We start from the raw sequence: 25,739 nt of genomic DNA on the forward strand, positions 1-25,739 counted from the left end.
GACGTCCGCGCCCACCCAGCGATTGTGCCCAGATCCGGGGGTGGATCTGGGCACAATCGCTGGGTGGGCGCGGACGCGGGCGCGACCAGCCGGGCGGGCGGGGCGAGCCGGGCGGGGTGTCAGCCCTTGACCGCGCCCGCCAGGGCGAACGCCGAGCCGCTGATGCGGTTGACCAGCACGTACAGGCCGAGCACCGGGGCCGCGTAGAGCAGCGAGTACGCCGCGAGCTGGCCGTAGGCCACCGAGCCGTACTGGCCGAAGAACGCGAAGATGCTCACCGCCGCCGGCTGCTTCTCCGGGGAGAGGAGCAGCACGAACGGGACGAAGAAGTTCCCCCAGGCCTGCACGAACACGAAGATGAACACCACGGCGATCCCCGGCCGCATGAGCGGCAGGACGATGCGGCGCAGGGCCTGCATCGCCGAGGCCCCCTCGGTCCACGCCGCCTCCTCCAGGGAGATCGGCACGGAGTCCATGAAGTTCTTCGTCATCCAGATGGCCATGGGCAACGACGTCGCCGCCATGAAGAAGATGGTCCCCGGCAGCGAGTCGAGCAGGTTGAGCTGCACGAACAGCGCGTACACCGGGACCATGATCGCCGTGATCGGCAGGCAGGTGCCGAACAGCACCGAGTACAGGAAGTACTTGCCGAACCGCATCCGGTACCGCGACAGCGGGTAGGCCGCCAGCACCGAGACGACGACGGTGATCGCCGCCGACCCCGCCGACAGCACGAACGCGTTCCACAGCGGGAGCCACGTCAGCTCCGGCGTCATGATCGCCGAGAAGTTGTCGACGGTCACGGCGTCGGGCAGGCCGAACGAGAGGGTCGCCTCGGCGTCGAGCGACGCGACGACGATCCACGCCATCGGCAGCAGGAAGCAGACGGCGACCACCAGGAGCACCACGTTGGCCGCGACCTTGGTCGGCGTGATGCGCGGCCCCGCGAGGGGTCCGGTCACCGAGGCCCGGCTCTCCCGCGCGGCGGGCGGTGTCATCGTGCCGGTCATCAGTCCACCTCCGGTCGGAGCGCGCGGATGTAGATCACGGAGAAGATCCCGCCCACGATGATCATCACCGTCGCGATGGCCGTGCCGTAGCCGACCTGCGCGAACTTGAACGCCTCCTGGTAGGCCAGGATCGGCAGCGTCGAGCTGTCCGTGCCGGGCCCGCCGCCGGTCATCACGTAGATGAGCGTGAAGACCGACAGGGTCTGCAGCGTGGTGAGCATGAGGTTGGTCGAGATGCTGCGCCGGATCACGGGCAGGGTCACCCAGGTGAGCCGCTGCCACCCGTTCGCACCGTCGAGCTGTGCCGCCTCGGTGAGCTCCGGCGGCACCTCCGCGAGCGCCGCCGAGTAGACCATCATCGAGAACGCGGTGCCGCGCCAGATGTTCGCGACGATCACCGCGAGCATCGGCGTCGAGTAGAGCCAGTCCGGCCCCTGGACACCGATCCCCGCGAGCAGCGAGTTGAGCGTGCCCTCGGAGTGGAAGAACGCGTAGGCGGCGAACGCGGCCACGATCTCGGGCAGCACCCAGGCCGCGACCACCACGGTCGAGGTGATCGACCGCACCGGCCGCACGGCCGAGCGCATCATGCCGGCCAGGGCGATGCCCATGACGTTCTGGCCCACCACGGCCGAGAGGAAGACGAACACGACAGTGAGCCACAGCGACTTCGGGAAGTCGGGGTCGCCCACCAGCGCGACGTAGTTGTCGAACCCGATCCACTCGGGGTTGAGGGCTGCGGGCCCGGTGAGGGCAGCGTTGGTGAACGAGCCGTAGAACGACCAGACCACCGGGCCGAGCATGAAGAGGGCGAGCAGGACGACCGCGGGCGCGAGCGGGACCACCCGCGCCACGCGGCGGGACGTGACGGCCATCGCGTCAGCCCTGGACGGTGTTCTCTTCGCCGACGATGCCGACGACCGCCTCGTCGTAGGCCGCAGCCGCCTCCTCCGGCGTCTGCTGCCCCGTCATCACGGCCTCCATCGCGACCATGATCTCGTTGGACACCTTCGGGTAGTCCGAGGTGGCGGGCCGGAAGTTGGTCACGTCGACGAGGCCCGTGAAGAACTCGGTGGTCGGGTTGGTCGCGGTGTACTCCGGGTCCTCCGCGACGTCGGTGCGGACGGCGATCTGGCTGTTCGCGACGTCGAACCAGAGGGAGTTCTCGCGGTTCAGCGCCATCGAGATGAACTCGAACGCGGCGTCGGGGTTCTTGGAGCCGGAGCCCATGGCCAGGGTCCAGCCGCCGGACATGCTCACCGCGCCCGGGTCCTGCCCGTCCTGGGTGGGCATGGGCGCCGTGCCCATCTCCTCGGACCACTCGGGCCACGGCGCGACGCCGGACTCGAGCCAGTTGCCCGCCACCCAGGAGCCGTCGAGCGCGATGCCGACCTTGCCGTCGGGCAGCCACTCGGCCTGCACGGTGTTGCCGATGTTGGTGTCGAGCGCCTGCTGCGGCGTCGGCGCGAGCCCCTCGCCGAAGACGGTCTCGACGAACCCGAGCGCGTCGATGAACCCCTGCGACCCGGTCACCCACTTGCCGTCCTCGTAGAGCGTGTCGCCCGTGCCGTACAGGAGCATCTCGAAGCCCTGCATGACGGCGGCCTCGCCCTGCGGCTTGCCGGAGTACATGTTGAACGGCACGACGTCGGGGTTCGACTCCTTGATGGTCCGCGCCGCGTCGAGCAGCTCGTCCCAGGACTTCGGGGCCCAGTCCTCGGGCAGGCCGGCGTCGGCGAGCACGGCCTTGTTGAACCAGAGGCCGCGCGTGTCGGTACCCATGGGCACGCCGTAGATCTTGCCGTCGTCGCCCGCGCCCGCCTCCTTGGCGCTGTCGACGAACTGGCCCCAGTCGTCCCACTCGGCGAGGTAGTCGTCGAGCGGGGCGAGGTACCCGGCCTCGACGTCGGACTTGATCATGTAGGTGTCCTCGTACATGACGTCCGGCGCGGTGCTGGGCGAGCGGTTCATCAGCGCGAGCTTGGTGAAGTAGTCGTTCTGCTGCGCCTCGATCGGCACCAGCTCGACGGTGATGCCCGGGTTGGCCTCCTCGAAGTCGGCCTTGACGTCCTTGAACAGCTCGTCGGCCTGCGTGAAGTTGCCGAACTTCTGGTAGGCGACCTTGATGGTCGAGTCGTCCGAGCCACCGCTGCCGGAGCCGCAGGCACCGAGCGAGAGGGCGACTGCCGCTGCCGTGACAGGTGCGATGAGGAATCGTGCCGTGCGCATGAAGCTCCCTTGCGTCGTGCGAGCCCGACTACGCCGCCGGGCCAACTGACGCACACGATTCACCCCTGGGCAGCCGGAGTCAAGAGACGCACCGGCGAAATTGTCAGCGCTGTCACCCAACCCCCTGGTCACGCTCACGGACGAGTGCAGAGTTCGTCGCGGCCAGGGGGTTCCTGACCGCGACGAACTCTGCACCTGGGGCACCCGCGGCGTCAGCCGCGGCGTCCGCGGCGTCAGCCGCGCGGGTCCTCCAGGACCGCTACCGTGCGGGGCGGGACCGTGACCGTGCCGGTGGCGCGGTCCCACGTCGTCGCCCGGACCACCGGGTCGACGCCGCGGGCCTGCACCCGCGACAGCGCGTACCCGCGGCCCGCGAGCTCCGGCACCTCGACGGTCGCCGCCTCGGGCGACGCGTTGAGCACCACGAGCACGCCGTCCAGCCGGCGGTCGACGTCGCGCCGTCCCGCCCTGTCGTCGATCGACATCGTGATCACGCCGGGCACGGCGTCCGGCCCCGAGCCGGGGAAGGTGACCTTCTGCTCGATGAGCTCGGCCGAGCCCAGCCGGAACAGGTCGGTCGAGTGCCGCAGCTCGAGCAGCTCGCGGGCCTGCGCCGAGGCGAACGCGATGTCGTCGGGCGCCGGCTTGAGCCCCGGGTCGGCCAGCAGCGGCTGCTGGTACGGCCACTTCTCCTCGTTGTCCGCCGCCATCGGCAGGCCGCGGCCGAACCCGTTGTCCCGGCCGGACCAGTCGATCGCGTTGAACCAGTCCCCCGAGTCGTAGGAGTTGCGGTCGAGCGACTTGGAGCGCAGCAGGTCGGTGCCGGCGTGCCAGAACGACGGCGACTGCGAGAGCGCCGCGGTGGCGAGCGACACCGTGTTCATGCGCACGCGGTCGGACATCGGGGTGTCGGCGGGCAGCTTGAGCGTCAGCAGGTCGAAGAGCGTCTCGTTGTCGTGCGCGTCGACGTACGTGACGACCTCCTCCGGGGAGTCCGCGTACCCCGCGGGCGAGCCGCGGTAGTCGAGCTCGTCACCGCGCACCCGCTCGCCCGTCGCCGTCGTGACCTCGTAGGCGCGCAGGTTGCCGGCCAGGCCGAGCTTGACCAGGTCGGTCTGGTGGGCGAGGTCGGCCGCCTCGTCGTCGCCGCCGTCGTTGACGGTCGCCGGGTCGCCGAGGCGCGCCTCGCGCTCGTTCGGGTCGGTGAACAGCCCCGTGCCGAAGCCCTGCGTGAACAGCGACGCGCCGTCGACCGGCGAGCCGCCGTGCACGGCGTCGCGCAGCCGGTCGCTGAACGTGCCGATCCCCGTGCCGCCGAGCTGGCCCTGCGTTGCCTGCTCGAACCGCGCGTTGCCCGCGACCTCACCGAAGTCCCAGCCCTCGCCGTACAAATAGACGGCCTTGCCGTCGACACCGTCCCGGCGGAGCGTGAGCTCGTCGAGCGCAGCCCGCACGGCCTCCATGTTCGCGCGCGAGTGGTGGCCCATGAGGTCGAACCGGAAGCCGTCCACGTGGTAGTCGCGGGCCCAGGTCACGACGGCGTCGACCATGAGCTTCTGCGCCATGGCGTGCTCCGTGGCGACGTTCTCGCAGCAGGTGCTCGTCTCGACCGCACCCGTCGTCGGGTTCTGCCGGTGGTAGTAGCCCGGCACGACGCGGTCGAGCACCGACCTCGGGTCCTGCCCGGAGGCCGCCGTGTGGTTGAACACCTGGTCGAGCACGACCTGCAGCCCGGCCTGGTGCAGGTTGCCGACCATGGACCGGAACTCGGCGACCCGGTGCCCGCCCTCCGCCCGGACGGCGTAGGAACCCTCGGGTGCCAGGAAGTGGTACGGGTCGTAGCCCCAGTTGAAGCCGTCCTGCCCCTGGATCTCGGCGACGGCGGCCTGCTGCTCGGTGCCGTCCGGCGCGTACCCGGACAGGTCGCCCGTGGTCGCGTGCGCCGCCCGGTCCTCGGGGACGCTCGCGATGTCGAACGTCGGCAGCAGGTGCACCGTCGTCAGGCCGGCGTCGGCCAGGGAGCGCAGGTGCCGCATGCCGTCGGAGCCCCTGACGCCGAACGCGCCGTAGGTGCCGCGCAGGCGCTCGGGGACGGTCTCGTCGGCGATCGAGAAGTCACGGACGTGCAGCTCGTAGATCGTCTGGTCCACGGGCCGGTCCAGCCGCGGGGCCTTCGCGGACCGCCAGACGGCGGGCTGCCACGCCGCCTCGTCGAGGTCGACGGCGACCGAGTGCGTCGAGTCGAGCGTGAGGCCCACCGAGTACGGGTCGGTCACCACGTTGGTCTCGACCTGTCCTGTGGCCGGCACGTACACCTCGACGGCGTACCGGTAGCGCGCGCCCCGCCAGTCGGCCACGGGCTTGCCGGGCTTCGTGGCGGGCTTCCCGGCCGTGCCGTGCGACGTGCGCCCCGTCGTGTACGTCCACGCACCGTCCTGCTGCCGGTCCATCGGGTAGGTGCGCGGCGCGGCGTCCAGGCGCGTGCCCGCTGGCCAGACCTGGAGCGTCACGGTACGCGCCGTCGGCGCCCAGAGCGCGAACGAGGGCTGCTCGCCCCGCGGCTCGCCCGGACCCTTGCCCGGGCCCTTGCCCGGCCACGTCACGCCGAGCGTGCGATCGGTCGCGAACAGGTCGTCGAGCACGCCGGGGATCTGCACGCCCGTGGTGGCCGTCAGCGTCCCGCCGTCGTGCCGCGTCACCTGGAGCGGGCCGCGCAGGGCGGCCGCCGCCTGGGCGCGGGTCAGGCCCTCGGCCGCGAGCGCGAGGTGGTCGGCCAGGTGCGGGAGGTCGGCGGCCACGTCGGCAGGCACCTCGGTCGGCGTCAGCGGGTAGGACGCCGCCTCCGTCTCCAGCGCCCAGCTGTCACCCGCGCCGAACTGCGCGGCGGGCACCAGCACGAGGCCCTGCCGCACCCAGTGCGCGGCCTGCTGCCCCTCCCCCGGCGTCCCCGGTGTGCCGACCTGCACCGACGGCACCTTGGTCTCAGGGTCCCACGTGAACGTCACGGGCCCGCCGCCGGTCGAGTACGCGATGTTCGCGCCGTCGCGCACGCCGTCGGCGCCGTAGTTCTCGGCCCAGGAGCCGTTGAGCGCGACCTTGAACTCGTACGAGCCGGCCGGCAGCTCGAACGTGCCGGTGAAGACGCCGTCCTCGCCACGGGTCAGGCGCGCGGCCTCGCAGTCGGGCGTCCAGTCGCCCGCGCAGCCCATCTCGCTGTTGTGCGAGCCGGGCACCGTGACCAGCTCGACGCCGGGGTCGGTCGGGTCGTCGGCCACGCCGCTCACGTCGACGCCGACCGAGGCGTAGGAGCTCGCGGCCGTGCGGTCGCCGTCGGCGTCCTGCGTGACGGCCCGGTACTCGACGAGGGTGCCCTCGGCGAGGTCGGAGCCGTCGGGCGAGACGTCGTGGAAGACGCGCGGGGAGGTGTCCTCGGCCGTGCCGAGGTGGTGCCACTCGTCCGTGCCCACGGCGCGCCACGCGAAGGACGTCTCGCCCCACGCGTCGTCCACGCCCGCGGCCACGGGCGCGACGCCGGTCACGGCGGCGCCGGGCCGCGCGCCCGTACCGGGGACGACGGCGGCGACACCGGCCGAGTCGGCGCCCACCGTGCGGTCGGCCACGAGCACGACGGCGGACCGCGCCGGGACCGTCAGCGTCACGGCGCCGTCGGCGTCCGCGGTCACGGCGGTGTCGGTGCCGTACAGGGGCTCGAAGGCCGCACCGGGGGTGAGCGCGTCGAGCGTCACCGTGCGCTCCTGCGCCGCGTTGTTCGCCGCGACCAGGTGCTCGACCTTCTCGTCGCGGTCCACACGGGAGAACGCGTACACACCCGCGCCGTCCTCGGCGTACCGCTCGACCTGCGCGCCCGTGGCCAGCGCCGGGTGCTCGTCGCGGAGGGCCGCGAGCGCCGCGACGTGCTCGTAGAGCGGGGCGTCGGTCGCGTAGCGGTCGACGCTGCCCGCCTGCTCGCCGGTGACGAGCGGCTGGTCGGCGTACTCGTCGACCTCGGTCGCGAAGAGGGTCTGCCGGGCGTCCTTGTCGCCGCCCGTGCCGGCGAAGCCCTGCTCGTCGCCGTAGTAGACGACGGGCTGGCCGCGGGTCAGGTACATGAGCTCGTGGGCGAGCTCGTCGCGGGCGAGCGGGTCGTCGGTGTTCGCGAGCATGTAACCGACGCGGCCCATGTCGTGGTTGCCGAGGAAGGTCGGCAGGGCCGAGGCGCTGCTGTGCGGGGTCGTGTACAGGTCGTCCGACGCGTACAGGTCGGCCAGGCGACGCGCGCTGTTGCCGCTCGCGTAGCTGGTGGCGGCGGCCTGGAACGAGAAGTCGAGCACGGAGCTCATGGCGGTGCGGCGCACGTAGGGCGAGGTCTTGGCGGCGTCGGCGTCGTACACCTCGCCGAAGGTGAAGAACTCGTCCTTGCCCTGCGCGCGGGCGTGGTCGGCGATCTCGGCGGACCACTCCTCCCAGAACTCGAAGTTCACGTGCTTGACGGTGTCGATGCGGAAACCGTCGATACCGAGGTCGACCCAGGCCTTGTAGATCTCCTCGAAGCCGTCCACGACGTCGGGGTGCTCGGTCATGAGGTCGTCGAGGCCGCTGAAGTCGCCGTAGGTGACGGACTCGCCCTCCCACGTCGAGTTGCCGCGGTTGTGGTAGAGCGTCGGGTCGTTGAGCCAGGCCGGGACCTTGACGTCCGCGTCGGCCGGGTCGACGACGGGCGTGTACGGGAAGCTCGTCGCCGCGTCGAGCTCGGGGAAGCTCCCGGTGCCCGCGTGGTCGGCCGGGTCGAACGGCGTGCCGGCGGCGTCGGTGTACGGGGCGGTGGCCTGGTCGACGTAGTCGTAGGTGCCCTCGGCGTAGTCGACGACGTCGGCCGTGTGGTTGGTGATGATGTCGAAGTAGACCTTCATGCCGCGCGCGTGCGCGTCGTCGATGAGGGCCTCGAGCTCCTCGTTGGTGCCCAGGTGCGGGTCGATGCGCGTGAAGTCGGTGATCCAGTAGCCGTGGTAGCCGGCGCTGACGTCGTCGCCCGTGCCCTGGACGGGGCGGTTGAGGAAGCTCGGGGTGAGCCAGATCGCCGTCGTGCCGAGGCCTTCGACGTAGTCGAGCCGTTCACGCAGGCCCGCGAGGTCGCCGCCCTGGTAGAAGCCCTTGTCGGTGGGGTCGAAGCCGGTGGCGAGCCGGTCGCCGTCGAGGCCGCCCGTGTCGTTCGAGGGGTCGCCGTTGGCGAACCGGTCGGTCATGACGAAGTAGAACCGCTCGTCGCCGCCCGCCTGGCGCACGGGGGCGTGGACGAGGGCGTCGTCGGCCTCGGTCCAGCCGCCGGCGAGGCCGAGGGGGGTGAGGGCGGTGCGGTGCGTGGTGTCGTCGTAGGTGACACGGACGGTCGCGGGGCCGGCGAGGTGCAGCGGGGCGTTGTCCGGGCCGCCGTCGCGGCCGTAGGACTCGTCCCAGGCGTCGTCGAGCGCCACCTTGTACTCGTAGGTGCCCGCGGGGATCTCGAAGTCGGCGGTGAAGGTGCCGTCGCCCTGGGCGACGAGCTCCGTCTCGGCGCAGGCCGGGTCCCAGTCGGCGGCGCAGCCGAGCTCGTCCTGGAGGCTGCCCACGAGGGCTGCGGTGCGGTCTTGTGCGGCGACCGCGACGGGTGCCACCGACGCCACGGCCGCGAGACCGGCCGTGGCGGTGAGGGTCAGGGCGACGCCCGCGGCGCCGATCCGGTGGGCGCGCGGGCGCGCAGTGCGAGACATGGAAGACCCCTTCGTCGTCCGGGACACCAGTGTGGACCGACGGCGACTGTAACGCTTGCACGATCTTGCAGCAAGGGTTTACCGGGGCATCCGTGCGGTCGCCGCGCGCGGCTCGCCGGCGGTCAGAGCGGGAGCTTGAAGCCCTCGTGCGACTGCGCGTAGCCGAGACGGCGGTAGAACCGGTGCGCGTCCGGCCGCTGCTTGTCCGACGTGAGCTGCGCGAGCACGCACCCGCGAGCGCGGCCCCGGTCGTGCGCGTGCTCCATCATCCGGGCGCCGACACCCTGGCCCCGCAGCTCCTTGTCCACCCGCACGGCCTCGACCAGCAGCCGCGACGCGCCGTTGCGGGAGATGCCCGGGATGAACGTGAGCTGCATGACGCCGACCACCGCGCCGTCGGCCTCGGCGACGACGAGCTCGTTGTCGGGGCTGGCCGCGATCGCCTCGAAGCCGCGCACGTGCGCCTCGCCGTAGGTGCCGGTACGGCGGGCGGCGACGGCGTCGTCCGCGATGAGCTCGACGATGCGCTCGAGGTCGGTGGGACGGGCTTCGCGGAAGGTGAGGTTCATGGCGCCACCCTAGGCGTGCCGGGGGGCGGCACCCGACCGCCCGGTGAGTGTCGGTGCCCGCCCGTACGATCCAGTGGTGACCGCAGACCCGCCCGCCCCTGTCCCTCGCAGCTCGTGGGTCGCTCTGGCCGTGCTCATCCTCGGCGTCTCGATGGCGCTGCTCGACACGACGATCGTGAACGTCGCGCTGCCGACCATCCGTACGTCGCTGGACGCCTCCGAGGGCACGCTGTCCTGGATCATCTCCGGGTACGCGCTCGCCTACGGTCTGGCGCTCATCCCCGCGGGTCGCGTGGGCGACCGGGTCGGGCACAAGTGGGTGTTCGTCGTCGGTCTGGCGGGGTTCACGCTCGCGAGCCTGTGGTGCGGGACGGCCTCCGGCGCCACCGAGCTGATCCTGGCGCGGGTCGTCCAGGGGCTGTGCGGCGGCATCTTCTTCCCGGCCGTGAACGCACTCATCCAGCTGATGTTCACCGGCCGCACGCGCGGCAAGGCGTTCGCCGTCATGGGTGCCGCCATCGGCTTCTCGACGGCGCTCGGCCCCATCGTGGGCGGCCTGCTCATCGAGGCGTTCGGCGAGCAGGAGGGCTGGCGCTCGATCTTCTTCGTCAACCTGCCGTTCGGCGTGATCGCGGTGGCCGCCGCCGTCGTGCTGCTGCCACGCATCGTGGTCGGTGGCAGGTCGCGCGGGGTGGACCTGTTCGGCCTGCTGCTCGTCACCGTGGCGCTGGTCGCGGTGCTCGTGCCGCTCATCGAGGGCGAGGACGCAGGCTGGCCGTGGTGGACCTGGACCTCGCTCGCGGGCGGGCTCCTGCTGCTCGTCGCGTTCGCCTTCTGGGAGCGCCGGGTGGCGGCCCGCGACGGCAGCCCGCTCGTGCCGCCCCGCCTCTTCGCCCACGCGGCCTTCACCGGCGGCGTGATCCTCGCCCTGGTCTACTTCGCGGCCTTCACCAGCATCTTCTTCACGATCTCGATCTTCTGGCAGGCGGGTCTCGGCCACTCCGCACTGGCCTCGGGCCTCGTGTCGGTCCCGTTCGCGATCGGCTCGATCGTCGGCGCGTCGCAGAGCGAGCGCCTCACGCACCGGCTGGGCCGGCGGGTGCTCGTGATCGGCACGGGGATGGTGGCGGTCAGCCTCGTGTCCGTGTGGCTGGTCCTGTGGCTCGTGCCGACCGGCGACCTCAACCACTGGCACCTCGCCGCGCCGCTCCTCGTCGGGGGCCTCGGCAGCGGCCTGTTCATCGCGCCCAACGCCCAGTTCATCGTCGCGACGGTCGACCGGAGGGACGCCGGCGCCGCGTCGGGCGTGATCGGCACGATGCAGCGCGTCGGGTCGGCCGCCGGCATCGCCGTGGTCGGCTCGGTGCTGTTCGGCTCGCTCGTCGTCCCTCCCGGTCGACCGACGCCCGAGGTGGTCGCCGACGCCTTCGGGCACGCGGCGACCCTCGCGATGGGGACGAGCGCCGCCCTGGCCGTGGCGGCGTTCGCGCTCGTCTTCGCTCTGCCGCGACAGGTACAGCCGGCGCGCTGACGCGAGACGTCAGTCCTCGCGGAGCTGCCGGACGGCCTCCTCGTAACCGCCCGTCGGCGGGTTCGGGTCCGTCGTGTAGACCAGGTGCACCAGCCCGGTCCGGAACGGCGTGGCCGACAGCAGCTTCATCGGCCGCTCCGGGTCGCCGTCGCAGAACAGGCGCAGGCCGCCGCCTGCCGTGGCGGGGTGCAGGAAGAGGTGCAGCTCGTCGACCAGGCCGGCGTCCAGGAGCTGGCGCACCACCGACACCGACCCGGACATGCCGATCTTCTCCAGCCCCGGGTCGGCCTTGAGCGCGGTGACGGCCTCGACCAGCTCCCCCTCGAGCTGCTCGGAGTTGCGCCAGGTGAACGTGAGCGGGCTGCGGGACACGACGATCTTGCGCACGTCGCCCAGCCGCTTCGCGAAGGCGGCGTCCTCGCCGCCCGCCTCCTCGCGGTCCGGCCAGGCACCCGCGAACGAGTCGTAGGTGGCCCTCCCGAACAGGAAGGCATCGGTGTCGTGCGTGTCGTCCACCGCCGCCCCGAGCTCGTCGTTGAAGTACGGGAAGTGCCAGCTGCCCTTGTCCGGCTCGACGACGCCGTCGAGCGCCATGAACAGGCTGGACACGATCTTCGCCATGGGATCTCCTCGTTCGCGCGGTTCTGACAGGTACGACGTGGGGCGCCCGCGGAACTCATCGCTCGCCGTTGCCCTGGCGGGTCGCGCGGCGCGGCCGGTACGTTCCCGCCATGACCACGGTCCTCGCGAGACCCGCCGCCGACCGGCCGGCCGTGGCGTGGGCGCCGGTGGGCGCGGCCGTCCTCGTGCTCGCCGGGCTGCTCACCACGACCAGCACCCGGTACGGCTACCACCGTGACGAGCTGTACTTCCGCATGCTCGAGCCCGCCTGGGGTTACGTGGACCAGCCCCCGCTCACGCCGTGGGTCGCGCGCACGTTCGCCGACCTGTTCGGCGACACGCTGCTGGTCATGCGCGTCCCGGCGACGCTCGCGCACGTCGCCGCCGTCGTCGTGGTCGCGCTCGTGGCGCGCGAGCTGGGCGGCCGCGCGGGTGCCCAGACCCTCGCCGCCTGGGGCTACGGGACGGCGGCGATCCCGCTGGCGTTCGGGCACACCTTCCTCACCGCGAGCCTCGACCTCGTGGTGTGGCCGACCGTGCTGCTGTGCACGGTCCGGGCGGTGCAGCGCGATCCGCGCTGGTGGGTGGTCGCCGGTCTGGTCACGGGCGTGGCCCTCTACAACAAGCTGCTCGTCGTGGCGCTGCTCGGCGGCGTGCTGGTGGGGCTGCTCGTGGCGTGGCCGCGGCGGTCGGGAGAAGTCGCCCCGACCCGGTGGCCGCTCGCGACGCCGTGGCCGTGGGCGGGCGCCGCCGTCGCGCTGCTCGTCGGCCTGCCGAACCTCGTCTACCAGGCCATGCACGGCTGGCCCCAGCTCGCGATGGGCGCGGCGCTCGGCGAGAACAACGCCGCCGAGGTGCGCTCGGAGCTGTGGATCTTCCAGCTGCTGACGCTCGGGCCACCGCTGGCCGTCGTGTGGCTCGTCGGCATCGTCTGGCTGTGGCGGCGGCGGCCGATGCTCCGCTTCCTCGTGGTCGCCTACCCCGTGCTGCTGGCGTTCACCTACACGGCCGGTTCGCAGGTGTACTACGCGACCGGCCTGCTGGCCGTGCTGTTCGCAGCCGGGTGCGTGCCGGTGGCCCGCTGGGCCCGGACGGCGTGGCGGCGCGCGGCAGTGACCACGCTGGTGGTCGTGAACGGTGCGTCCTGCGTGCTGATCAGCCTCCCGGTCGTGCCGGTCGAGGAGCTCGCCGAGACGCCCGTCGCCGACATCAACCCGTCAGCGCAGGACGCCGTCGGCTGGCCCGAGTACGTGCGGCAGGTCGCCGCGGTGCACGCGGCGCTGCCGGAGGTCGACCGTGGGCGAGCCGTGGTGCTCACGCAGAACTACGGCGAGGCGGGGGCGGTCGACCGGTTCGGGCCCGGCCTGGGCCTCCCGGCCGCCTACTCGGGCCACAACGAGCTGTGGACGTACGGCCCGCCGCCGCGGACGGCGACCCTGGCGCTCGTTCTCACGGAGACGCCCGGCGCGTGGGGCACCCGGTTCGAGGAGTGCACCGAGGAGGCGAGGCTCGACAACGGCGTGGGCGTCGACACCGAGGAGCAGGGCGTGGCCGTGCTCGTGTGCCGCGACCCCGTCGGCGGGTGGGACACGGTGTGGCCGGGCCTACGGCACCTGGACTGACCGGCTCGGGGCCACGTGGCCCCGAGCCGGGGTCGGTGCCTCAACCCGCGAGGTGCCCCCACCTCGGCGCGAGCGCCGACCACGGCCCGACGTCGGCCACCGTGCCGTCCACCAGCACCACGACCCGGTCGGCGCGGGCGAGCGCCGCGCGCTTCGACGTCGCGCCGACCACCGTGGTGCCGCGCTCGCGCAGGGCCGCCCACAGCTCGATCTCGGTCGAGGCGTCGAGGGCGCTGGAGACGTCGTCCGCCAGCAGCAGCTCCGTCTCGGCCGCCAGTGCCCGCGCGAGCGCGAGCCGCTGCACCTGACCACCCGACAGCCGGACGCCGCGGTGCCCGACGAGAGCGTGCGGCCCGCCCGCGTCGCGCATGTCCTGCTCGAGGCGGGCGCCCCGGACGGGTCCCTCGATGTCGCGGGCGTGGTCGAGCCGCACGTTGTCGGAGAACGACCCCGACAGCACGCGCGGCACCTGGGCCACGTGCGCGACCTGACCCGGGCGCAGGAACACCTGGGCGTCGGTCACCTCGGTGCCGTTCCACCGGATGTGCCCCGTGTGCTCCATGAGTCCGGCCAGCGCGGAGAGCAGCGACGACTTGCCGGAACCGACCTGGCCGAGCAGCAGCACGAGCTCGCCACGCCGGATCTCGAGGTCGACGCCGGCGACGCCGATCGTGCCGTCGTCGTGCACCGCGGACACGTCGCTCAGCGCGAGACGGTCGAGCGACTCGCGCGGCGCGGGCTCCGGCGCGGGTGCCACGCCGTCCACGAGGTCGACGCCGCGCTGTCGCGCCACGAGGTCGGCGCCGTCCGCGAACCGGGCGGTCGCCACCTGCCACGCCCGGGTGCCGGGCGCCTCGGTGACGACGGCGCCGGCGACCACACCGAACCAGGCGAAGCCGGTGACGGCGTTGGCGACGAGCAAGGTCGTCGCCAAATCCCAGCGGCCCGTGAGCAGGAACGACCACGACACGACAACCCCGATGTAGAGGGTCACGTGCGGCACGGCGTCGAGCACGGCCTGTACCCGGTGCTCGAAGATCGCGGCCTTCACGCGGCCCGAGTCGACCTCGCCGAGGTGACGCCGGACGTCGGGGGTGCGCGCCGCGAGCTTCACGGTGCGCGCCGAGTCGAGGGCCGACACCAGCGCGCGGCCGAACCGGGCACGGGCCGCCGACGAGCCCGCCGCCGACCGGCCCGCGATCGGGCGCCCGATCGCCGAGGCGCCTGCCGAGACCACCATGACGGCGAGCAGCACGGCGCCCGCGGTCCACCGGCCGCTGATGACGGTGGTGGCCACGACGATGAGCAGGCCGTTGACGAAGTCGACCCAGCGGTCGGCGTACCGGACGAACCGGTCGGCGTCCATGGCGCGGGCCACGACCTCGCCGGGCGGCGTCGCGGGCAGGCGGTGCTGCCGGGTCTGCCCGTGCATCACCGTCATGCGGATCCGCAGCAGCACCTCGACCCACCAGCGCGGGTAGACGCCCAGCGCGCGCGAGATGAACAGCGGCTGGAGCACGAGCAGCGCGGCCAGCGCGACGAGCACGCCGACGGGCAGCACGCCGCCCTGCAGGCTCTCGACCGTGCGGCCCCACAGGAAGCCGCTCACCGCACCCTGTGCGGCCACCAGGCTGGACAGGAGGAACAGCAGCGCGCCGAACGCGCCCCAGCGCGGCCGGACGAACAGGGCGTGCAGCACGCCGCGGGCCAGGCTCGGGCCCGTGCCGGGCTCGGGCAGGTCCGGCGGGGTACCGACCCGACGCCGGCCGCCGACGGCCTCGGCGGGGGTGTCGTCCGGGGTGTCGGCGTCTGCGGTGTGGTCCGCGGTGGCGTGCGGCGCTTCGTCAGCCGCCTCGTCGAGCGCGCCCTCGCTCCGCCCCGCCTCCAGGAGGGTGCGGAAGGGTCCGGACGCCTGCGCGAGCGTCGCGCGGCGACCCTGCTGCACCACCCGTCCGTGGTCGAGCACGGCCACGAGACCAGCCCGCTCGATCGTCCCGAGCCGGTGCGCGATGAGCACGCCGGTGCGGCCGGACAGCAGGCGGTCGGAGGCCGCCACCACGCGGGCCTCGGTCAGCGGGTCCATGCGCGCCGTCGCCTCGTCGAGCACGACGAGCTGCACGTCCCGCACCAGCAGGCGCGCGAACGCGACGAGCTGCTCCTCCCCGGCCGACAGCGTGGTGCCGCCGGGGCCGAGCAGGGTGTCGAGGCCGTCGGGCATCCCCGCGACCCACTCGGTGAGGCCAAGCTCGCGCACCGCCCCCTCGATCTGGGCCCGCGGCACGTCAGCGAACAGGGCGATGTTCTCGGCGAGCGTGCCCGCGAGGATCTCGGTGCGCTGCGTGACCACACCGACGGCGGCGCGCAGCTTCTGCAGGTCGAGGTCGCGCACGTCGACACCACCGAGGAACACCGAGCCCGGCTCCGGCTCGACGGCACGCGACAGCAGCGCGGCGAGCGTGGACTTGCCCGAGCCGGTCCGGCCCACGAGCGCGAGCGTCTCCCCCGCGGGGACGGTGAGGTCGACGTCGGTCAGCGCGAAGGTGCCCTCGGCGTAGGCGAAGCTGAGGTCCCGGAGCTCGAGCTCGAGCGGGCCCGGCGGCACGTCGCGGCCGCCCTCGGGCTCCGGCTCGACGGACAGCATCTGGCGGATGCGCAGCACCGCCCCGAGACCCTCCTGGATGTCCGGGAGGTGGTGCACGAGGTTGTCCATCTGGCCCACGAACATCGCCGTGACCAGGAAGAGCGTGACGAGCTGCTGCACCGACAGGCCGCCGCCCGACGCCAGGTACGCGCAGGCGACGGCCACGGCGGCGAGCAGCGCGTAGGACACGATCCCGGTGCGCCGCAGGAGGCGCTCCTCGATGCGCACCACGGCACGGAACTTCTCGTGGACCGCCGCGGACATCTGGGCGAGCCGCCGCACCGCGAAGGCCTGACCCAGGCTCGTGCGCAGGTCGTTCCGGGCCGCGACCGCCTCCTCGAAGGCCGCGGCGTGGTCGGTCCACGCCGCCTCCTCGACCACCTTGCGGCGGGCGATCTCGCCCAGCAGCGGCCGAGCGAGCAGCGCGACCAGCCCGGCCAGGACGGGGAACAGGAACCACGCGGGCCACCAGGTGATCCCGGCGACCACCCACATCGGCACGGTGCCGACCACGGTGCGGCCGGCGCTCCAGAGCTGGCGCCGGACGAGCGTGCCCACGGCGTGCGTGTCGTCGTCGACCCGATCGAGCACCTCGCCGACGGCCTGCTCGGACAACGTGGCCAGCGGCTGGCGCAGGGCGGCGCTCAGCAGGTCGCTGCGCAGCCTGCCCTCGGCCCGGTCGACGACACCGGCCCAGACCACCTGGCCCACGCCGTCGAGCACCGCACCGCCCACCACGCAGACGGCGAGCAGCACGAGGCCGACCGCCGTCGCGTGCTCGGCCAGCCGGCCGGCCACCGCGGTCCCGAGGGCCTGACCGACGGCCCCCGCCGTGAGCGCGAGCATCGCGATCGCCGCCGCCACGCCGCGCAGACGGCGCCAGTCGAGACGCCGCGCGGGGTCGTCCGGCCGGACACGGGCAGGACGCGGCGACGCCTCGGGCACGGGCGTGGTGTCGGGGGTCTGCGGCGCGTCGATCACGGTCCTGAGGCTATGTCGGCACACCGACACTCCCCGCCTCTTTTTCCACCGAAGCGACCAACATCACGCCCCACCCCGCCGAGGTAGTCAGTTGGCGAGGTAGTCACGTGGCGAGGTAGTCAGTTGGCGAGGTAGTCATGAAGCGAGGTAGTCACTCAGCATGCGCTGAGCGACTACCTCGCGGACTGACTACTTCGCCACGTGACTACCTCGCCAGGTGACTACCTCGCCAACTGACTACCTCGCCAGGTAACTACCTCGGCGAGGGGGGTCAGAGGGAGGCGAGGGCCTCGTTGAAGGTCGTGCTCGGGCGCATGACCGCGGTCGCCTTGGCGGCGTCCGGACGGTAGTACCCGCCGATGTCGGCCGGCTTGCCCTGGACCGCGACCAGCTCCTCGACGATCTTCTGCTCCGACGCGGCGAGCGCCTCCGCGAGCGGCTTGAACGTCGCGGCGAGCTCGGCGTCCTCCGACTGGCCCGCGAGCTCCTGCGCCCAGTACAGGGCGAGGTAGAAGTGCGAGCCACGGTTGTCGATCGTGCCCAGCTTGCGGCCCGGCGACCGGTCCTCGTTGAGGAAGGTGCCGGTGGCGCGGTCGAGCGTGTCGGCGAGGACCTGCGCCCGGGTGTTGCCCTCGCTCACGGCGAGGTGCTCGAACGACGCGGCCAGCGCGAAGAACTCACCGAGCGAGTCCCAGCGCAGGTAGTCCTCCTCGACGAGCTGCTGCACGTGCTTCGGCGCGGAGCCGCCGGCGCCGGTCTCGAACAGGCCGCCGCCGTTCATCAGCGGCACGATCGAGAGCATCTTCGCCGAGGTGCCGACCTCGAGGATCGGGAACAGGTCCGTGTTGTAGTCGCGCAGCACGTTGCCGGTCACCGAGATGGTGTCGAGGCCCTGGCGGATGCGCGCGAGCGAGAACGCCGTCGCCTCGGCCGGGTCCATGACGTGGATCTCGAGGCCCTCGGTGTCGTGCTCGGGCAGGTACTGCTCGAGCTTCGTGATGAGGTTCGCGTCGTGCGCACGGCGCGAGTTCAGCCAGAACACGGCGGGCGTGTCCGAGAGCCGGGCCCGGGTCACGGCCAGCTTGATCCAGTCACGGATCGGGGCGTCCTTGGTCTGGCAGGCGCGCCAGACGTCGCCGGCGCGCACCGCGTGCTCCATGACGACGTCGCCCGCGCTGTTCACGATCCGCACGGTGCCGTCGCTCGCGATCTCGAACGTCTTGTCGTGCGAGCCGTACTCCTCGGCGGCCTGCGCCATGAGGCCGACGTTCGGCACCGAGCCCATGGTGGCCGGGTCGAGGGCGCCGTTCGCGCGGCAGTCGTCGATCACCGTCTGGTAGATGCCCGCGTAGGAGGAGTCGGGGATCACCGCGAGGGTGTCCGCCTCCTCGCCGTCGGGGCCCCACATGTGGCCACCGATGCGGATCATCGCGGGCATCGAGGCGTCGACGATGACGTCCGACGGCACGTGCAGGTTGGTGATGCCCTTGTCGGAGTTGACCATGGCCATCTTCGGGCCGTCGGCCAGCGCCGCGTCGAACGCGGCGCGGATCTCGGCGCCGTTGGGCAGCTTCTCCAGGCCGGCGAAGATGCCGCCGAGGCCGTCGTTGGGCGAGAGGCCCGCCGCGGCCAGGTCGTCGCCGTACTTCTCGAAGACCGGCTTGAAGAACGCCTTGACCACGTGGCCGAAGATGATCGGGTCCGAGACCTTCATCATCGTGGCCTTGAGGTGCACCGAGAACAGCACGCCCTCGGCCTTGGCCCGCTCGATCGACTCGGCGAGGAACGCGTCCAGCGCGGCGGCGTCGAGGAAGGTGCCGTCCACGACCTCGCCGGCGAGCACGGGCAGCGACTCCTTGAGCACGGTCACGGTGCCGTCGGCGGCCACGTGCTCGATGCGCAGCGTGTCGTCGGCCTCGACGATCACGGACTTCTCGTTGGAGAAGAAGTCGTCGTGCCCCATCGTCGCGACGTTCGTCCTCGAGTCGGCCGACCACGCGCCCATGCGGTGCGGGTGCGCCTTCGCGTAGTTCTTGACCGACGCCGGCGCGCGGCGGTCGGAGTTGCCCTGGCGCAGCACCGGGTTCACGGCGGAGCCCATGACGCGGCCGTAGCGCTCGCGCGCGTCCTTCTGCTCCTCGGTCTCGACGCTCTCCGGGAAGTCCGGCAGGTCGTACCCGAGGGCCTGCAGCTCGGCGATCGCGGCCTTGAGCTGCGGCACCGACGCCGAGATGTTCGGCAGCTTGATGATGTTGGCCGACGGGTCGTGGGCGAGCTCGCCGAGCTCGGCGAGCGCGTCCGCCTGGCGCTGCTCCTCGGTGAGGCGCTCAGGGAACTGCGCGATGATCCGGCCGGCGAGCGAGATGTCGCGGGTCTCGACGTCCACACCGGCCTTGGCCGCGTAGGCCGAGACGATCGGCAGGAACGAGTACGTCGCCAGGAGCGGGGCCTCGTCCGTGTGGGTATAGATGATCTTCGACATGGGTGTGGCTGACTCCCCGGGGTAGTGGAAACGTGCCGATCTCTCGATATCAAGATACCTGAGAGGGCCCGCTCGCCCGGAATCGTGGGACACGTCACGACGCGGGTGTCCTGGCCGCACCGCGACCAGGACACCGCTCGCGTCGCACCGGACCCGTCAGACCAGCCCCAGCGACCGCACCGCGTCGCGCTCCTCCGCGAGCTCGGCGACGCTCGCGTCGATCCGCTCGCGCGAGAAGTCGTCGATCTCCAGCCCCTCGACGATCTTCCACTCGCCGCTGCCGTCCGACGTCACGGGGAACGAGCAGACCAGCCCCTCCGGCACCCCGTACTCGCCGGACGACCACAGGCCCGCCGACGTCCAGTCGCCCTCGGGCGTGCCGTGCGTCCAGTCGCGCACGTGCGCGATCGCGGCGTTCGCGGCCGACGCCGCCGACGACGCCCCGCGCGCCTGGATGATCGCCGCACCGCGCTTGGCGACGGTCGGGATGAAGTCGTCGGTGAGCCACGCGGTGTCCGCGGCGACCTCGGCGCCCGGGCGGCCACCGATTTCGGCGTGGAAGAGGTCCGGGTACTGCGAGGCCGAGTGGTTGCCCCAGATCGTGAGCTTCCTGATCTCCGGCACGGGCGTCCCCGTGCGGGCGGCGACCTGGGACAGCGCACGGTTGTGGTCGAGCCGCGTCATCGCGGTGAACCGCGTGGCCGGCACGTCGGGCGCGTTCGACGCCGCGATGAGCGCGTTCGTGTTGGCGGGGTTGCCGACGACGAGCACGCGGACGTCGGACGCCGCGCCGTCGTTGATGGCCCGGCCCTGCGGACCGAAGATGCCGCCGTTGGCCTCCAGCAGGTCGGCGCGCTCCATGCCCGCGCCGCGCGGCCGGGCGCCGACGAGCAGGGCGACGTTGACGCCGTCGAACGCCTTGGCGGGGTCGTCGAAGATGTCGATGCCGGCCAGGGTCGGGAAGGCGCAGTCGTCGAGCTCCATGGCCGTGCCCTCCGCCGCGGCCACGGCCTGGGGGATCTCGAGCAGGCGGAGCCTTACCGGCGTGTCCGCGCCGAGCATCTCGCCCGCGGCTATGCGGAAGAGCAGCGCGTACCCGATCTGGCCAGCGGCTCCGGTGACGGTGACATTCACGGGTTCAGTCATGCGCCCACTCTGGCATCGACCGGGCCACCTCGCCCAGCCCCCACGCAGCATGAGGAAAATGCCTACGCGCGTTCAGGTCCCGTTCAGGCGCATGATGGCAGGATGTGGCGCGACATCGCACGCACGCCGTCATGACGCGCACCGGTCGGTGCGCCACCGAAAGGAACTGACCCCATGTCCCAGGACCTCGCCGCGACCAGCGGCGTCACCGAGGTCGACGAGCGGTCGCACGGTCTGCTCTCCCGCCTGCTCGCCGAGACCTTCGGCACGTTCCTGCTGACCCTCGTGATCGTCGGCGTGCTGGTCTACAGCCCGCTGAACACCGTCGGCGGCCTCGGCGTCGCCCTCGGCGGAGCGTTCGCCTACATCGCGGGCGCCGCCGCCGTCGGCCGTGTCTCGGGAGCGCACTTCAACCCGGCGATCTCGCTCGGCGCCTGGCTCGGCGGCCGCATCTCCGTCGGCACCGCCCTCAGCTACTGGGTGGCGCAGATCGTCGGCGCCGTCCTCGCCGGCGCCGTGCTCTTCGCGACCTACCCGCGCGCGCTCATCACGCTGCTGCAGAACCAGAACCCCGACATGGCGGGCGTCGCCGACGTGTTCGACAACGCCGTCAACGGCTTCGGCGAGAACTCGCCCCTCTACCTGCAGACGCAGGGCGGCGCGCAGTTCGAGTGGCTGGCCGCCATCCTCGTCGAGACGATCATCTCCGCCGTCCTCGTGGGCGTGTACCTCGGCGCCACCGCCTCGCACCGCCGGGCCGCGTTCGCCCCGGCCGCCGTCGGCAGCGCCATCGCCGCACTGACCCTCATCTCCTTCTTCGTGACGAACACCGGCATGAACCCGGCCCGCTCGACCGCGGCCGCCCTGTTCGCCAACGACTGGGGCTCCGGCGGTTCCGGCCGTCAGCTCTGGCTGTTCTGGGTCGCGCCGCTCGTCGGCGCGGCGCTCGCCGCGCTGTTCTACCGCGCGTTCGGCACACCGGAGGACGACGAGCTCCTGCTGGTCGAGGGCGACGACGAGGAGGACGCCGCCGAGCCGGCGACCGTGCCCGCCACCGAGCCGGCAGGCACCGACGAGGCCGACACCGACGAGGCCGACACCGCGTCGACCGAGCCCGAGAAGAAGGCCTGACCTCGCTCGACCCGCACAGCGGGGCCGCATCCTCCCCGGGTGCGGCCCCGCCGTCGTTCTCCGGGGTGAACTCCGCTCACGATCCGGTCACGTCGGTCAGTTCGGGCGATCCGGGCTGGTAGACAACCCGCCGTGACTCCCCCTCCCCCTCCCACCCGCGGCCAGGTGCACGTGCCCGTGGCCCGCGGCTGGATCGTGGCCGCCATGATCCTGTGCTGGCCGCTCGCGATCGCCGCGCTGCTCGCGGCCGGACGCGCGGCCCGCGCCCACGGCGCGGGCGACGACCTGACGGCCGTGCGCGCCGCCTCGAGCGCCCGCACGTACGCGGGTATCGGCGCGCTGGTCGGCGGCGTCGGGATCGTCGGCTGCGCACTCGTCGCCGGCCTCGTCGCCCTCGCCGTCGTGACGGATCCGGCGACCTCGAACAACGTCGACCCGGCCGCGGCGGCACCGGCTCCGGCCTCCTACCGCACGGCGGCGGCGCCCCACCGCGAGACGATCGTCGTCGAGACCCTGGCCCTGCAGGAGGGCGACTGCTTCGTCGACCCCGGCAGCTTCGCGCGGTGGCCGACGCTCGACGTGATCCCCTGCAGCAGGCTGCACGACGCCCAGGTGATCGCGGTGACTCCGCTCGGCGACGGCGACTACCCCGGCAGCGAGGCGGTCTCGACCGCCGCGTGGGACGACTGCGCCACCGCCTACGAGGAGTACTCGGGCTCCTTCCTCACGGAGCACTCGCCCGTCTGGACCCTCCAGCCGACGCAGGGCGACTGGAACGACGAGTGGCACACGAGCGTCTGCTTCGTCCTCGTCGACGCCCCCGTGCGCGGCGACCTGCGCGACCATCCCGAGCTCCTCCGGACGGAGGCGGCCTGGTGACCGGTCAGCTCCCGCCCCTGGTGCCGCCGCACGCCCCGGCGGGCCCGCCCGTCCCGGCCGGCGGCCCGGACCAGGCTCCGGCCCCCTCGCCGTACCGGCCCCCCTCGCCCTACGAGGTCCCCGCCCAGCAGGGGCCACCGTGGCAGGCACCACCGTCCACGGGCGAGGGCTGGACGATCGTCGCGCTGCTGTTCGCGTGGCCGTTCGCCGTCGCCGCGTACCCGCACGCCCAGCGGGCGACGGCGGCCCTCGGCGCGGGCGACCTGCGCACCGCCGCGCGGGAGGCTGCACGGGCCCGCTACCACGGCGTCACGGGGCTCGTCGCCGGCATCGTCCTGATGGTCGCCTCGATCGTCGGCGTCGTCGCGTTCGCCGTCTGGTCCTCCGACGTCGCCCAGCGGACCGAGGACGCGACGTCGACCGGGTGGGTGGCCGACGACGAACCCGGCTCCGGTCCGGCCGACGGCACGTCGGTGTGGGACCTGACCGCCGGGGACTGCTTCCTCGTCGACGGGCTGGAGGAGGTCGTGCGGACGGTCGCCGTCGTGCCCTGCACGCACCCGCACGGCGGCGAGCTGTACGCCATCGAGTACGTGACGAGCGCCCAGGCGGACGAGTGGGCCACGAGCACCGGCCCGCGGTACCCGGGTCCGGAGCCGATGTACCGCTACGCCGAGGACCTCTGCGTGCAGGCCTTCGAGAGAGCCGGGGGCACGCCCGAGGAGGCGTCGGAGCTGATCTTCTGGCACACGGCGCCGGACCCGTGGGACTGGCGCCGGTTCGACCGGCGGATCAACTGCTTCGCCGAGTCCGTGGACGACGACCGGACGGCACCCGTCGGCGGGCGGTGAGCACGGGCGCGCGACTTTCGCCCGTAAACCCCGCGCCGCTACGATCCGGCACCATGGCCGACACGCTGCGCAACCGCGGGGACGCGACAGGACCCGAGGACGACGGTCCGGCGACGGACGACGCGGCGACGCCGGCGGGCGGGACAGCGGACGAGCGGTCGGACGAGCGGTCGGACGAGCGGTCGGACGAGGCGGAGGATGACATCGACGCCGACACCGACGCCGAGGCGGACCCCGACGACACCCCGACCGGCCCCTCCCCGACCCGCGTCGGCTGGGTCGTCGCGGCGTTCCTGTTCTTCTGGCCGCTGGCCGTCCCGGCGCTGGTCCTCTCCATGCGCGCCGCCGAGGCCAACGGCACCGGCAGCTTCCGGCGCGCACGCAAGGCCTCGGTGCACGCCCTCGACTTCGCGCTCGGCGCGGTCACGGTCGGCGTCGTCGGTGCGGTCGGCCTCGCGGTCGCCGTCGTCGCGGCGCCGACGTACGCCTCGTCGCTGCCGCACGGCGTCGTGTCCGTGATGCGGTCCGTCGTGCCGCCCGCGCTGGCGGAGCCGCTCGGCATCGCGGCCGACGACGACGGCCGGACCGTTCCGTCGGACCAGCCGACCGAGGGCGACCCGTACGCCGAGGGCGCGGACACCGCGGACCCCTTCGCCGATCCGTACGCGACCGACCCGTCCGCCGACGACCCGTACGCGACCGACCCGTACGGCGACGACCCCGAGGCGACCCCGGACGCCGACCCGGACGAGGGCGACGACGCTGACGACACGACCGCGACCGCCGGCACCGCCGTCCCCGACCTCGAGGTGGGCGACTGCATCGACACCGCCGCCACGGCGGGCCAGGCCACGCTCTACCGCATCCCCGTGGTCGCGTGCACGACGGCGCACGGCGGCGAGATCTACGCCGAGACGACGGCGTCCGACGACCTGGCCGAGGACGGCGACGCCCCGACGCAGCAGGCGCTGTGGGACGCGGCGGACGCCTACTGCTACCCGCAGTTCGCGAAGTTCGTGGGGCTGCGCTGGGCGAGCTCGGAGCTGCAGTACTGGCCGATCGCGCCGTCGGAGGAGAGCTGGACGGACGGCGACCGCCGCATCCTGTGCGTCGTGGAGTCGGCGACTCCCGTGAAGGGGACGCTGCGCGACGCGGAGCGGTAGCCCGCGCGGGGCCGTCGGGCCCCGGGTCGCCGAGAGGTCAGATGCTCGGCGTCGCGACCGCGAGGCCGCCGATGAGCACGCCGGTCGCGCCGTAGAGCACGATGTCGATCGTCCGCGTACGGATGACCAGGCCGACGGGGCTGTCGAGCACGGCACGGAAGATCGCGCACACCACCAGCACCACGCCGATGCCGATGGCGCCGGCCCGTGCGCCAGCGACGAGACCGAGCAGCACGGAGACGGCGACGCCCGCGAGCACCAGCCAGATCGCGAGCGTGCTGCGCTGCAGCTCGGGAAGCGTCATGTCGGCTGCCTCGACGCTCGCTGACTCACTGCGGTCGGGCTCCCGGGTGGTGGTCGTGGGGGCTCCTGCCTGCGGAGCCTCTCGGGCGCTGTCGAGCGTAGCGGTTCCTGCGGGGCCGGGCTCGAGAAGCGCCGTGGCGCCGCCCGCCGCGCGGGGGGCGATCCGCGTCTCACTGAGATCCACGACACGAGCGTACAACCGAAACGTCACGATTCTGGAGAGCCGTGACCTCCTTGCAACCTGACTGCCAGACACTTCCCAGGTGTGTTCGCCCAGGCGGGGGCCGGGCGGGCTACCGTGAGGCCATGCCCTCACCCTCAGCACAGGTCCCCAGCAGCGTCGTGGTCGTGGGGGCGGGCCTGGCGGGCGCGCAGACCGCCGCCGCCCTCCGCAAGCACGGGTTCGACGGCCGCCTGACGGTGCTCGGTGCGGAGGACGTGCCGCCCTACGACCGCCCGCCGCTGTCCAAGGAGCTGCTCCAGCGCACCGAGCCGGTGTGGCTGGCCGACGACCTCGGCGTCGACCTGGCGGACCTCGCCGACGACCTGCGGCTCGCGGACCCCGCCGTCCGCCTCCGGGTCGACCGGGAGCGCGCCGTCGTGACGACCGCGGCGGGCGACGAGGTCGTGGCCGACGCCGTCGTGCTCGCGTGCGGCAGCGCCCCCGTGCTCCCCGCGGGCTGGGACGCCGCCATGACCCTGCACACGGCCGCCGACGCCGAGCGCCTGCGCGCCGCGGTGACGCCCGGCGCGCGTCTGGTGATCGTCGGGGCGGGCTGGATCGGCGCCGAGGTCGCGGGCGTCGCGGCGGGGGCCGGCGCGGACGTCACCGT

At 72.9% G+C, this 25,739-nt stretch carries 17 protein-coding genes; 7 read left to right on the top strand and 10 right to left on the bottom strand.

Annotated features, from left to right (window positions below):
* Positions 1–119: 119 nt before the first annotated feature.
* The 5 genes from HLB15_RS13840 to HLB15_RS13860 all read right to left on the bottom strand — a co-directional run bounded on the left by HLB15_RS13840 (position 120) and on the right by HLB15_RS13860 (position 9,555).
* A complete protein-coding gene (locus tag HLB15_RS13840; protein WP_171106351.1) occupies positions 120–1,010 on the bottom strand; it encodes a carbohydrate ABC transporter permease in 891 nt (296 codons plus the stop codon).
* Positions 1,010–1,885: a carbohydrate ABC transporter permease gene (locus HLB15_RS13845; protein ID WP_171106352.1), complete on the bottom strand. Its 876-nt coding sequence runs from the start codon at positions 1,883–1,885 to the stop codon at positions 1,010–1,012. Before HLB15_RS13845 ends, HLB15_RS13840 begins: the two co-directional genes overlap by 1 nt.
* A gap of 4 nt (positions 1,886–1,889) precedes the next feature.
* The gene (locus HLB15_RS13850) at positions 1,890–3,239 is read right to left on the bottom strand and encodes an extracellular solute-binding protein (RefSeq protein ID WP_171106353.1); all 1,350 of its coding nucleotides are present in this window, start codon (positions 3,237–3,239) and stop codon (positions 1,890–1,892) included.
* A gap of 233 nt (positions 3,240–3,472) precedes the next feature.
* Positions 3,473–8,986, bottom strand: a complete 5,514-nt coding sequence (gene pulA, locus HLB15_RS13855) for a pullulanase-type alpha-1,6-glucosidase (RefSeq protein ID WP_171106354.1) — start codon at positions 8,984–8,986, stop codon at positions 3,473–3,475.
* 122 nt (positions 8,987–9,108) lie between these two features.
* The gene (locus tag HLB15_RS13860) at positions 9,109–9,555 is read right to left on the bottom strand and encodes a GNAT family N-acetyltransferase (protein ID WP_171106355.1); all 447 of its coding nucleotides are present in this window, start codon (positions 9,553–9,555) and stop codon (positions 9,109–9,111) included.
* 76 nt (positions 9,556–9,631) lie between these two features.
* On the opposite strand from HLB15_RS13860, the gene HLB15_RS13865 reads away from it, so the two are divergent.
* The gene (locus HLB15_RS13865; protein WP_171106356.1) at positions 9,632–11,086 is read left to right on the top strand and encodes an MFS transporter; all 1,455 of its coding nucleotides are present in this window, start codon (positions 9,632–9,634) and stop codon (positions 11,084–11,086) included.
* A gap of 9 nt (positions 11,087–11,095) precedes the next feature.
* Here HLB15_RS13865 and HLB15_RS13870 read toward each other — a convergent pair whose 3' ends face one another.
* On the bottom strand, positions 11,096–11,707 hold the full coding sequence (locus HLB15_RS13870; RefSeq protein ID WP_171106357.1) for a dihydrofolate reductase family protein: 612 nt from the start codon (positions 11,705–11,707) through the stop codon (positions 11,096–11,098).
* A 110-nt stretch (positions 11,708–11,817) separates the two neighbouring features.
* On the opposite strand from HLB15_RS13870, the gene HLB15_RS13875 reads away from it, so the two are divergent.
* On the top strand, positions 11,818–13,329 hold the full coding sequence (locus tag HLB15_RS13875) for a glycosyltransferase family 39 protein (protein WP_171106358.1): 1,512 nt from the start codon (positions 11,818–11,820) through the stop codon (positions 13,327–13,329).
* Positions 13,330–13,369: 40 nt separating this feature from the next.
* Here the strand turns inward: HLB15_RS13875 and HLB15_RS13880 are convergent, their stop codons facing one another.
* The 3 genes from HLB15_RS13880 to HLB15_RS13890 all read right to left on the bottom strand — a co-directional run bounded on the left by HLB15_RS13880 (position 13,370) and on the right by HLB15_RS13890 (position 20,579).
* Positions 13,370–16,951, bottom strand: a complete 3,582-nt coding sequence (locus tag HLB15_RS13880) for an ATP-binding cassette domain-containing protein (RefSeq protein ID WP_171106359.1) — start codon at positions 16,949–16,951, stop codon at positions 13,370–13,372.
* Between the two features lie 271 nt (positions 16,952–17,222).
* Positions 17,223–19,433, bottom strand: coding sequence for an NADP-dependent isocitrate dehydrogenase (locus HLB15_RS13885; RefSeq protein ID WP_171106360.1), 2,211 nt, complete (start codon positions 19,431–19,433; stop codon positions 17,223–17,225).
* A 156-nt stretch (positions 19,434–19,589) separates the two neighbouring features.
* Complete coding sequence (locus HLB15_RS13890) at positions 19,590–20,579, bottom strand: malate dehydrogenase (RefSeq protein ID WP_171106361.1); 990 nt, start codon at positions 20,577–20,579, stop codon at positions 19,590–19,592.
* A gap of 174 nt (positions 20,580–20,753) precedes the next feature.
* Here HLB15_RS13890 and HLB15_RS13895 point away from each other — a divergent pair, with 174 nt between their 5' ends.
* The 4 genes from HLB15_RS13895 (at position 20,754) to HLB15_RS13910 (ending at position 24,603) form a co-directional block, all read left to right on the top strand.
* On the top strand, positions 20,754–21,710 hold the full coding sequence (locus tag HLB15_RS13895) for an aquaporin (protein WP_171106362.1): 957 nt from the start codon (positions 20,754–20,756) through the stop codon (positions 21,708–21,710).
* 132 nt (positions 21,711–21,842) lie between these two features.
* The gene (locus HLB15_RS13900; protein WP_171106363.1) at positions 21,843–22,589 is read left to right on the top strand and encodes a septum formation family protein; all 747 of its coding nucleotides are present in this window, start codon (positions 21,843–21,845) and stop codon (positions 22,587–22,589) included.
* Positions 22,586–23,440, top strand: a complete 855-nt coding sequence (locus HLB15_RS13905; RefSeq protein WP_171106364.1) for a CD225/dispanin family protein — start codon at positions 22,586–22,588, stop codon at positions 23,438–23,440. Before HLB15_RS13900 ends, HLB15_RS13905 begins: the two co-directional genes overlap by 4 nt.
* Before the next feature lie 53 nt (positions 23,441–23,493).
* On the top strand, positions 23,494–24,603 hold the full coding sequence (locus HLB15_RS13910; protein WP_171106365.1) for a septum formation family protein: 1,110 nt from the start codon (positions 23,494–23,496) through the stop codon (positions 24,601–24,603).
* Between the two features lie 37 nt (positions 24,604–24,640).
* Here HLB15_RS13910 and HLB15_RS13915 read toward each other — a convergent pair whose 3' ends face one another.
* A complete protein-coding gene (locus tag HLB15_RS13915) occupies positions 24,641–24,907 on the bottom strand; it encodes a DUF3017 domain-containing protein (protein WP_171106366.1) in 267 nt (88 codons plus the stop codon).
* 305 nt (positions 24,908–25,212) lie between these two features.
* Between HLB15_RS13915 and HLB15_RS13920 the strand changes: the two genes are divergently transcribed.
* On the top strand, positions 25,213–25,739 hold a 527-nt coding region (locus HLB15_RS13920), incomplete at its 3' end, for an FAD-dependent oxidoreductase (protein ID WP_171106367.1).

Source organism: Promicromonospora citrea, from assembly GCF_013004695.1.
In the GTDB taxonomy this organism is placed as follows: Bacteria; Actinomycetota; Actinomycetes; order Actinomycetales; family Cellulomonadaceae; genus Promicromonospora; species Promicromonospora citrea.